10 protein-coding genes and 1 tRNA gene are annotated in these 9,557 nt (G+C 64.5%); 7 read left to right on the top strand and 4 right to left on the bottom strand.

From position 1 onward, the window contains the following. Nucleotides 1-341: 341 nt before the first annotated feature. A complete protein-coding gene (locus Q8P46_16325; GenBank protein ID MDP2621713.1) occupies nucleotides 342-1,016 on the bottom strand; it encodes a recombinase family protein in 675 nt (224 codons plus the stop codon). 185 nt (nucleotides 1,017-1,201) lie between these two features. Here Q8P46_16325 and Q8P46_16330 point away from each other — a divergent pair, with 185 nt between their 5' ends. From Q8P46_16330 to Q8P46_16360, 7 genes are all read left to right on the top strand, one after another. Further along, nucleotides 1,202-1,813: a hypothetical protein gene (locus Q8P46_16330; GenBank protein MDP2621714.1), complete on the top strand. Its 612-nt coding sequence runs from the start codon at nucleotides 1,202-1,204 to the stop codon at nucleotides 1,811-1,813. Further along, nucleotides 1,810-1,977 (top strand): hypothetical protein, encoded by a 168-nt coding sequence (locus tag Q8P46_16335; protein ID MDP2621715.1) that lies wholly within the window; start codon nucleotides 1,810-1,812, stop codon nucleotides 1,975-1,977. The genes Q8P46_16330 and Q8P46_16335 overlap by 4 nt, the downstream gene beginning before the upstream one ends. Next, the gene (locus Q8P46_16340; protein ID MDP2621716.1) at nucleotides 1,970-2,305 is read left to right on the top strand and encodes a hypothetical protein; all 336 of its coding nucleotides are present in this window, start codon (nucleotides 1,970-1,972) and stop codon (nucleotides 2,303-2,305) included. Before Q8P46_16335 ends, Q8P46_16340 begins: the two co-directional genes overlap by 8 nt. Before the next feature lie 371 nt (nucleotides 2,306-2,676). Then, the gene (locus tag Q8P46_16345) at nucleotides 2,677-3,162 is read left to right on the top strand and encodes a terminase small subunit (GenBank protein ID MDP2621717.1); all 486 of its coding nucleotides are present in this window, start codon (nucleotides 2,677-2,679) and stop codon (nucleotides 3,160-3,162) included. Continuing rightward, the gene (locus Q8P46_16350; GenBank protein ID MDP2621718.1) at nucleotides 3,155-4,669 is read left to right on the top strand and encodes a hypothetical protein; all 1,515 of its coding nucleotides are present in this window, start codon (nucleotides 3,155-3,157) and stop codon (nucleotides 4,667-4,669) included. Before Q8P46_16345 ends, Q8P46_16350 begins: the two co-directional genes overlap by 8 nt. Nucleotides 4,670-4,809: 140 nt before the next feature. Beyond that, nucleotides 4,810-5,463 (top strand): hypothetical protein, encoded by a 654-nt coding sequence (locus Q8P46_16355; GenBank protein ID MDP2621719.1) that lies wholly within the window; start codon nucleotides 4,810-4,812, stop codon nucleotides 5,461-5,463. A 98-nt stretch (nucleotides 5,464-5,561) separates the two neighbouring features. Then, the gene (locus tag Q8P46_16360) at nucleotides 5,562-5,942 is read left to right on the top strand and encodes a hypothetical protein (GenBank protein MDP2621720.1); all 381 of its coding nucleotides are present in this window, start codon (nucleotides 5,562-5,564) and stop codon (nucleotides 5,940-5,942) included. 259 nt (nucleotides 5,943-6,201) lie between these two features. On the opposite strand, the gene Q8P46_16365 is transcribed toward Q8P46_16360, so the two are convergent. The 3 genes from Q8P46_16365 to Q8P46_16375 all read right to left on the bottom strand — a co-directional run bounded on the left by Q8P46_16365 (nucleotide 6,202) and on the right by Q8P46_16375 (nucleotide 9,399). After that, a tRNA-Arg gene (locus tag Q8P46_16365) sits at nucleotides 6,202-6,278 on the bottom strand. A gap of 175 nt (nucleotides 6,279-6,453) precedes the next feature. Then, a complete protein-coding gene (locus Q8P46_16370) occupies nucleotides 6,454-7,962 on the bottom strand; it encodes a HAMP domain-containing sensor histidine kinase (protein MDP2621721.1) in 1,509 nt (502 codons plus the stop codon). 9 nt (nucleotides 7,963-7,971) lie between these two features. Continuing rightward, on the bottom strand, nucleotides 7,972-9,399 hold the full coding sequence (locus Q8P46_16375) for an FAD-dependent oxidoreductase (protein ID MDP2621722.1): 1,428 nt from the start codon (nucleotides 9,397-9,399) through the stop codon (nucleotides 7,972-7,974). Nucleotides 9,400-9,557 lie beyond the last annotated feature (158 nt).

The following is a 9,557-nucleotide window of genomic DNA, read 5'->3' on the forward strand; positions in this document are numbered from 1 at the left end:
CGGTCCTGGCGCTGCCCTGTGAGCCCGGTCCTGGCGCTGCCCTGTAAGCCCGGCCCTGGCGCCGCCCTGTAAGCCCGGTCCTGGCGCTGCCCTGTAAGCCCGGTCCTGGCGCTGCCCTGTGAGCCCGGTCCTGGCGCTGCCCTGTGAGCCCGGTCCTGGCGCCGCCCTGTAAGCCCGGCCCTGGCGCCGCCCTGTAAGCCCGGTCCTGGCGCTGCCCTCGGCCCTGGCGCCGGGATTGCCAAGCTCGACCGCTCTAGGATGCCCTGGCGGCCGGCTTGCGGGCCGCGACGTATCCGAGCCTGGCAAGTCTCACTTGCCCGACGCGAGCGATTGGCCAGTTTTCAGTTCCGCGGCTTCGCCGCCGCCTCGCGAGCCCGCTTCACTTGCACAGGCGACCAGCCGCCGCCCCTGGCTGTGGGGATGCGCCGCCGATTAAGTTCGTCAGCTGCCGCTTGCAGCGTTAGGCCGGCGAGTTCGTCAAGCGTCGGCTTCAAGTCCGCTGCCCTGGCAGCGACGCGCTTGGCGATAGCGGCCCTGCCGGCTTCTTGGGCCGTTTGGGACGGCTTCTGACCGCGATCGCCGCCGAGCTTCACGCCGCGGCGCTTGGCCGCTGCGAGCGCGGCCTTGGTGCGCTGGGATATCATTTCGCGTTCATGCTCGGCGACGGCCGCTAAGACCGTGACCGTGAGGCGGTTGGCGGACGGTAGATCGCAGGCGACAAACTCGACGCCGGCCTTGTGCAGACCGAGAAGGAAATGCGCGTCGCGCGACAGCCGGTCGAGCTTGGCAATCACCAACGTTGCCTTGTGGAGCCGCGCCGCCGCCAGCGCCTTGGCAAGCTCCGGTCGATCTGCCTTCCGGCCACTCTCGACCTCGGTAAACTCGGCAACGATCTGCCAGCCGCCGCCGTTCAGATAATCCTCGACCGCTTTGCGCTGCGCTTCCAGCCCAAGGCCGGACCGCCCCTGGCGCGCCGTGGAGACGCGATAGTAAGCGACGAATTTCCCTTTATTCATGGCCATAACGCTCCTGTCACCCTTCGTTGACAGATATGTAATGGTATCGCTTGTGAGTTTCAAGGAGTAAATGTGAGCGCTAATTAGGCTGTGATTTCAATGACTTAAAGCCACTTTGGGCTTGCCCGCCTCCCCCCGGCCGCGCTACAATAGATGACCTAGCCCATTCACAAGGACGAAATCCCATGACTTTTGAGAAACGTATCGCAGAAGCCGAGACTTCTCTAATCGAGGCTGAACGTGCCGTTGTCGCCCGGACAGCCGAATTCGAGGCTGAGGAGCGCCGCCTAGACCAGGCAATCGCCGGTGGCAACCCCGAAACCGAGGCCAAAGCGCATCAGCGCGTTTCCGCCGCCGCCGCGGCACTGGCGGTCGAGGAGCGCCGTTGCGTCGTGTTCTCAAAGGTCATCGACGATCTTGAGGCCGATCGCCGGGCTTCACAGGAAGCCTCAGAATGGCAAAAGGTCAGAAAGATGGGCCAGGAGCGCCGGGCCGCCGCCGATCGGGCCGAGGAGGCTCTGAGGGCCGCTGGCGAGGCCTTCCGAACGGTTGTCGAGTTAACAACCGCTATGCAGGTCGCGGTGCCGCGCGAACAGTGCGGCATCCTGGCCCGGTCGGAGCCGGAACTTCATCTCGCCAATTCGATGATCCGGGCCGGCCTCGGTCGATTGTTCCCGAATGCGCGGGATATTCAGCCGACGCATCTTGGCCTAGCCGATCATGTTGCCGGGAGTAATCGAAGGGCACTCACTGGTTGGGGAAACGACAGCATTGAGAAAGAAGAGGCCGCCGCATGACCGATCCAATCGCAGACGCATTCGACAAGGCCGCACGCCTCGACCGGCGCGTCAACAGGGCGCGCGAGGCGGCCGAAGACCTGCAACCGCCCGTCAGCCCGGACGTGGGCAACCGGCACGGCGACGATCCGCGCCACCAGGATGGAGTGAACAACGATGGCTGATCCCCTAGTTACGCTCGGCTCGACCGCCTTGGCGATTGACGCACGAGACGGCGGCGTCGTGATCCCTAGCTCGCCGGCCGCCGCGAAGGCGCGCCTGGCCCAATTGGAGGCCGATCCAAAGGTAGTTGCCGCCCTCATGGACCCGCTATCGGCGGACCACAAGCTTCGCCTCGACGAGCGCAAGGCGCTTCAAATTGCCAGTGCCGGCGGCCCTGGTTCCAAGCCGCTGACCGAGGAACAGGAGACAAACAGGGCGCGAGCGCGGATGTTCGGCAGGATGGTCGAAGCCGGAGCCGTCGAGGCCAGGGCCAAGAACACCAAGGTCTGACAATGCGCGCCATCTGCCTCCGCCAAGCTGGCGCCACTCGTGGCCTCGTCCGCCAGGCTAACGACGCCGCAGGCGCAGGCAGTCGCCGGCTCCGGGCTGCTCCTCCCTCTCCGGCTCGGAGCCGGCGCCTCTACCAGCGACCAGTGCACGACCAGGACTGCGACCAAGCCAGAGCGGACGAAGGGTCGGCGCCGGGCCGGCTGATCGGCAATCAGCGGGTCCAATCGGCTTACCCGCCCCCGCCCTCAATCCGGCAAGGGAGGCACCCACCCGGCACCCCCAAAATCGCGCGGCGGCCCGGCTATCTGGCTCCAATTCGCCCGCACGATTTCCCCGCCGTGCGCGAGCCACATAATTTTGGGTAGCTGAAAATGTCGAAAGTAGCGCTGCCGCCAGTCCGCCAAGACCTGACCCCCGAGGAGCAGATCACCCTCGACGCCGCGATCGGAAATTTGAAGCCGCGCCTGGCGGTATTCGCGCGCACCTACCTATTGAACGGAAACAATGCCGCGGACGCGGCCCGGCACGCCGGCTATGCCGCCTCAAGCTCAAAAAACACCGGGTACCGGCTGTTGGCGAGGCGCGACGTGGCCTCGGCGATCGACGCGTTCAGAAAAATTATCGCGAAAAAGACGACCTTCGATTTCGACCGCGCCGCCGAGATGCTTATGGACAGCGCCGAATTCGCTAAATCGACCCAGAACGCCACGGCGCTCGTAAGAGCTACGGAACTGATGGCCAAGTTGCACGGTCATATGGTCGATCGCCAATCCGTTCAACACAGCGGAAATGCCGTCACATTTATTTTGCCAGACCGCCACGCCTCCAAGACTATCGAGCACGACGCCGATGGCTGATCCCCTCAACCAAATTAAGTACGATTACGCAGGCCCTACGATCGAACGTTTCCATAAGTCGGACAAGTTCGCCCGTTGTATTGTTGGCCCCTTCGGCAGCGGAAAAACCGTTGCGAATTGCGTCGAGACGATCTGGCGGGCCGCCGAGCAGGAGCCCGGCCGGGACGGGAAGCGGCGGACACGCGCCGCGATAATCCGGAATACGTATCCGGCCCTCAAGACCACAAGCATCAAGACATTCAAGGAATGGACCGGAGGCGCCGGCACCTTCAACCTGCAACCGCCCGTCACCTACACGCTCAAATCCGGCGCTGTCGACCTGGAAGTGCTCTTCTTGGCACTTGATAGCGACACCGACGTAGCCAAGCTTCTCAGCCTGGAATTGAGTTTCGCGTTCGTCAACGAACTCCGCGAGATCCCGCTTTCCATTTTTCAGGCTTTGACTGGCCGGGTGGGTCGCTATCCGCCTATGTTCCAAGGCGTCGGCCCCTCGTATTCGGGCATCATCGCCGACAGCAACCCTTGGGACGATAGCCATTGGGCACATAAACTATTCGTTACCGATCCGCCTTCCGAGTACGAACTTTTCCACCAGCCGAGCGGCCTTGGGCCGGACGCCGAGAACCTGGCCAACCTGCCGGGCGGCCAAAATTACTACACGCGCCTTGCGCAAGGGAAGGACGAGGATTTTATTGCCATTTACTGCCACGGAAAGTTTGGCACGATCACCGAGGGCAGGGCGGTTTATTCCAACTACCGCGAGGCCGTGCACGTAGCGCCGGAGCCTTTGCAGGCCGTCCCCGGATTGCCGCTTCTGATCGGCTGCGACTTCGGGTTGCAGCCTAGCGCGGTGATCGGCCAGGTCTTGCCGGACGGGAGACGCGCCGTCCTTTCGGAAGCGGTTTCCGAAAACATGGGCATCGTGCGTTTTGCCAATATTCTGACCGAACATTTGCGCGAGCACTACCCGCGCCATGAGGTCGATACGCTGTTTGGCGACCCGGCTGGCAACCAGCGTGTGCAGACAGATGAGAGGACCGTTTTGGAGGTCTTGCGGGAGGCGACCGGCTTCCGCTGCCGCCCGGCGCCAACCAATGATTTTGCGATGCGGCGGGAAGCGGTGCTTAACGGCTTCGGAAAATTGGTCGACGGCAAGCCGGCTCTGATTATCTCACCCACTTGCACTACCCTGCGCCAGGCTTGCGCCGGCAAGTATTGCTTCCGCGAACTGAGTTCCGCGGCGTCCGGCGCGACGCACGCGGACCGCCCGGACAAAGGGCCGTGGTCTCACGTCGCCGAGGCGCTTCAATATTTCATGCTCGGAAGCGGCGGCGCCGGCGAAGTGCTCAACCGTGTCCGGCGCGACGGGAGGCGAGGCCGCGGTGCCCGCCCGGTCGACGGGCTGAACTATGACGTACTCGACCCGACCGGCCAGGGTCAGGGTGGAGGCCACCGGCGCGACCCCGGCTTTCACCCGTGCCTGGTGCCCCACGGCAGCCACGGATGACCGCTCTTGCCCCCGCGCCACTCGCAGAGGCCGTCGCGCGGCCCGCTCCGTGCCACCAGGACGGCAAAGTGCTCCCTGGCCGGTGCAATCCCGCCCCCGAGCCCGCCGTGGCCGCCCTGGCGGCATAGAGAGGAACGCCCATGAACGTCCACGCCCCCCAAGTCCACTACGCCCGGCCTCCCAATGACCTGGTTGAAGACCACAACAAGCATGTTCTCCCGGTCATGCCGCTCGGCCGTTGCGATCGGTGCCGGGCCGTGACTTACGAAATCGACGCGATCAACGAGGCATGTGATTTCTGTGGCGAGGCCGGCATCATGGCTTCAATGGCCACGCCGAACTGGCGGCCCTGCCCGCCCTGTTTTTCCAGTGGCCGTTCGCTTCTGTGCTCAAACGACCCCGATGCCTGGTGCCCGGTCTGCCACGGCTCCGGCTTCATCACCGACGCCGACGCTGGCTTGGCCAGGGATGAGTGGGACGGCTTGAAGGAAGCGTTAGCCGTTCGCAAAAATCCGACGTGGCCGCCCTCGCATCGCGACGTGCGCACCACAATGGTCGGCTCTTTCACGATGCTCCGGGGCACCTGGACCGAGGCTCAAGTCGCGGCCCTCGATAGCGCTGTAAGCTCCCTCGATTACGAGCTACGGCATTTCCCCGACCGGCTGCCGGCCCGGCCCGGCGCGGCTACCTGCCTGAGAGAAGGGGGCCGCGGCAATGAGTTGGGCAGCCTGCATAGAACGCGCCCTCAAAACCAAGCGGATCAAAGGCAAGAAGGCCGCCTCGCGAGCGGCTAACCGGGTGCACCGCATAGCCGCAGTGGCGACGGCCCGCAAGGGATCGACTCAAAGAGATTATCGGCGCATCATGCTCTTTCAGGGGAGGGGCAGGGAAAATGCGCCTATCATTGAAGTTTTCGGTTGGTCTTGCGTGTGCGCTTTTTGCTGTTAGCTGCGCAAAATCACCAGAGAGTATTTCGCCATCCTACATAAGCGACGTGAGCTATCAAAGCTGGTCTTGTCAGCAGCTTGCAGAGGAACAAGGTCGGCTGAGTTCCGCGCTGGCTACCGCCTCCACGCAGCAAGATAATGCCCGCACCAATGATATCGTTGGCGTCCTTCTCATTGGCTTGCCCGTGTCGTCACTGAGCGGAGACAACATCGCGCCTGAAATCTCCCGTTTGAAGGGCGAGAACGAAGCGGTACGTAGAGCGATGATTGTGAAGGAATGCAGCATCGCTCCGCCACCCGCCATAACGCCGCCCTCAACTTCCTAGCCTTGCGCTCCCCGGTCGCCAGATCGCCGGGAGACAGACGCGAGCACCGGGCCGCTTGGGCGCTGCCGCGCACAAGCGACGGGAACCGAACCGGCGCCGGCAAAGGCCGCCGTGGCCACGGCGAAGACATGCATGGCGATGCGCGCCTCGGCTCGATCGCGCGCCCATTGGCGCGGGCGAAGCGCCAAAGTGTTGCCTGAGCCGTTGCCTATGATCTTTATTGCCGCTTCACCACAAAAGCCTAAAGCCTTGATTTGATTGGCGCGCCGGGGAGGATTCGAACCCCCGACCCCCAGATTCGTAGTCTGGTGCTCTATCCAACTGAGCTACCGGCGCCATGCGCGAATGAAGCGCGCCTTAGGTAGTCCATAGCTTTCCACAACGCAAGCAGCGGATCGGAAACCAGAAGCCGGAAATCAGAAACCAGAAACTGGACACCAGAATTCTGACTTCTGGCCTCTGACTTCTGGCCTCTGACTTCTGGTTTCCGGCTTCCGGCTTCCGACCCCTGTCACCCCGCGCGCTTGCTGCGCAGCTCGACCACGCGGTCGGGGATGATGATCTGAAAGGTCGCGCCGAGCGTGCCGTCAACAAGGCGGATGCTGCCGCCATGGGCGCGCACGAGCTCTGCCGCGATGGCGAGCCCCAGCCCGGTGCCGCCAGGTCGCGCCGAGGCTTGAAAGGCCTCGAACAGATGCTCGCGGGCCCTCGCCGGCACGCCGGGCCCGGTGTCCGAAATCTCGATGGTGACGACTGCGCCTTCGCGGCGGCCGGAGAGCCGCACGCTGTCTTGCTCGGTGCTGGCATGGGCGTCCGATTCGAGCGCGTCGACGGCGTTGCGGAACAGGTTCATGAGGATCCGGAAGAGCTGCTCGGGATCGGCGTCGACGCGAAGCTCGGCATCGACCGCGTTGACCCAGCGCACGCTCGCGTGATGGGCCAGCCCCGCGGCTTCGGCGATCTCCTCGGCAAGCGTCGCCAGCGCCACCTGGCGGCGCTCAGGCGGTGCCTCGCGAGCGCGGCCGTAACGGATCGTATCCGCGCACAGCGAGATGGCGCGGTCGAGCGAGGCGATGAGCTTGGGGAGGAAGCGCTGCACCGTCGGGTCCGGTACGCCGGAGAGGCGGTCGGAGATGAGATGCGCGTTGGCCAGGATGTTGCGCAGATCGTGGTTGATCTTGCTGACCGCGAGCCCGAGGGCGGCGAGCCGCGCCTTCTGCTGCAGGGTGCCGGCAAGCTCCTTCTGCATGGCGGCGAGCTCCTGCTCGGCCAGACCGATCTCGTCGGAGCGCCCGCACTGTACAATGATGCGGCTCGGGTCCTCCGGGTCCTGGCGGAAGCGGACCATATTGCGGGTGATGCGGCGCATCGGCCGCACCAACAGCCAGTTGAGGCTGAGATAGACGAGCGTTGCGGTGATCATCGAGATGATGATCGACAGCGTCAGAATGTTGACCGAATAGGACAGCATGGCGCGGCGCAGCGGCGTTTCGTCGAGGACGATGTCGATGAAATCTCCGCCCATTTCGCCGGTGCCGGCTACCCGGATGATCCGCCCGTTGGCGGCAGCGAGCGTCGAGAAGGCGTCGGCGATGGCGCCAAGCGGGTGCATCTCGCGCAGGTCGAAGTGGTCGGCGACGTCGGGGGCCGTCTCGGACACCATCAACAGCCTGCGGGTGCCGCCGCGCTTGACGGCGATGGTCATGGCGCCGGCCGTGGTCAGGATTTCGCGCTCAAGCGACTTCGGCACCACATTGTCCGGCGTTGCGTCGAGTACGAGAGCCGCGATCTGCGCCGAGGCAAGGCGATCCTTCAGCCAGGTCAGCCGGTAATTGGCGATCGAGGGCACATAGATCAGCACTTCGCTGATCATCACGAACAGAATGGTGAGCAGCAGCAATTTGGCGGAAAGGCCGAGTGGGCCGAGCCCACGGCCTGGCGATGCGCCGCCGTCCGGCGGCTCGACACCCTCGGTCTCCTCCGCCGGCGGCGGCGTATTGCGATTTTCGTCAATGATCAACGTGAGTTACTACCCAAATAGTCTCAGCAACGCGATGATGCGCCGCAACCAGGGATTCGTCAAACTCGGGGTGTAGAAGCTGATCGCCGCGCGCTTGGAGATTTCGCCAAGAGTGGGGTAGGGCGCGACGTAGCCCGTCATCGCCTTGATGTTGAGCCCCTGGCTGATCGCCAGCGCCCATGGCTGGATGATCTCGCCGGCGTTGGCGCCGACAATGGTGGCGCCGAGAATCTTGCCGCGCCTCGTGGTCACGACCTTGATGAAGCCTTCCGTGACGCGCTCGGTCTGAGCGCGGTCGTTCTCCTCATAGGGCCAGCGCAGGACGCGGATGTCCGCCTGCGTTTCCTTGGCCGCCGCCTCGCTCAGGCCGACCTGGGCGAGCTCCGGGTCGGTAAAGGTGACCCAGGGGATGATGACCCGGTTTTCCTTCGCCGGCAGGCGGAACAGGGCACTGCGGATGACGAGACCTGCGTGATAATTGGCGACATGGGTGAATTGCAGCCCGCCGGCAACGTCGCCGATGGCATAGACGCGGCGGTTGCTGGTGCGCAGGGCCTTGTCGACGGTGATGCCGGCGCGGCCAAAGGCAATGCCCGCCTTGTCGAGGCCGAGCCCGTCGATATTCGGCTTGCGGCCGGCGGCAACGAGCAGATGCGTGCCGGCGACCTCCTCGCGCCTTCCGCCTTCGGCCTCGACCGTCACTTTGATCGCGCCCTCGCGACCGGAAACCTCCGCCACCTTGGCGTTGGCGCGGATATTGACGCCCTCCGCCGCAAGCCTGTCGAGCACGATCGCCGCGGCCTCCGGGTCGTCCTTGGCCAGCGGCGCGAACATCTCCACGACCGTGACCGCGCTGCCGAGCCGCCGATGCGCCTGCGCCATCTCCATGCCGATCGGCCCGCCGCCGATGATGATGAGATGGTCAGGCGCCTGGCGGTTGTCGAAGATGGTCTCGTTGGTGAGATAGGCTACCTTGTCGAGGCCCGGTATCGGCGGAACCATGGGCGAGGAGCCGGCGGCGACGACGAAGCGGCGGGCGTGGATCTCATGGTCGCCGGCGACGACGCTTCGTGCATCCTTGAAGCTTGCCGCGGCACGGAAGACCCGCACGCCAAGGCCAGTGAAGCGCTCCTCGGAATCGTTCGGTGCGATGGCCGCGACCACCGCCTGCACATGATCGTTGACACGGGCAAAGTCGATCTCCGGCTCGACGGCCGCGATGCCGAAGGGATCGGCCTTGCGCAACGCCGCTGCCCGCTTCGCCGACGCGAGCAGCGCCTTGGAAGGAACGCAGCCATAGTTCAGGCAGTCGCCACCCATCCTACCCTTTTCGATCAGCACGCAGGAAACGCCGAAGGCGGCGGCGACGGCGGCGACCGAAAGACCGCCGGAGCCGGCGCCGATGACGCAGATATCGGGTTTCAGAATCTCGGCCATGGCGTGCCCCCTCGATTGGACCGTTCAGAGTGTCTTCCCGCGCCGGGCCCGCACCTTCTTAGCGATCACCGGAAGAAGCGCAATGAAGCCGAGGGCGGCGAAGGCGATCAGCAGCTCCTCGGTGACGAGAGCGCCAGGATCGAGCCGGAATGCGCAAT

The organism is Hyphomicrobiales bacterium, from assembly GCA_030688605.1.
Lineage (GTDB): Bacteria > Pseudomonadota > Alphaproteobacteria > Rhizobiales > NORP267 > JAUYJB01.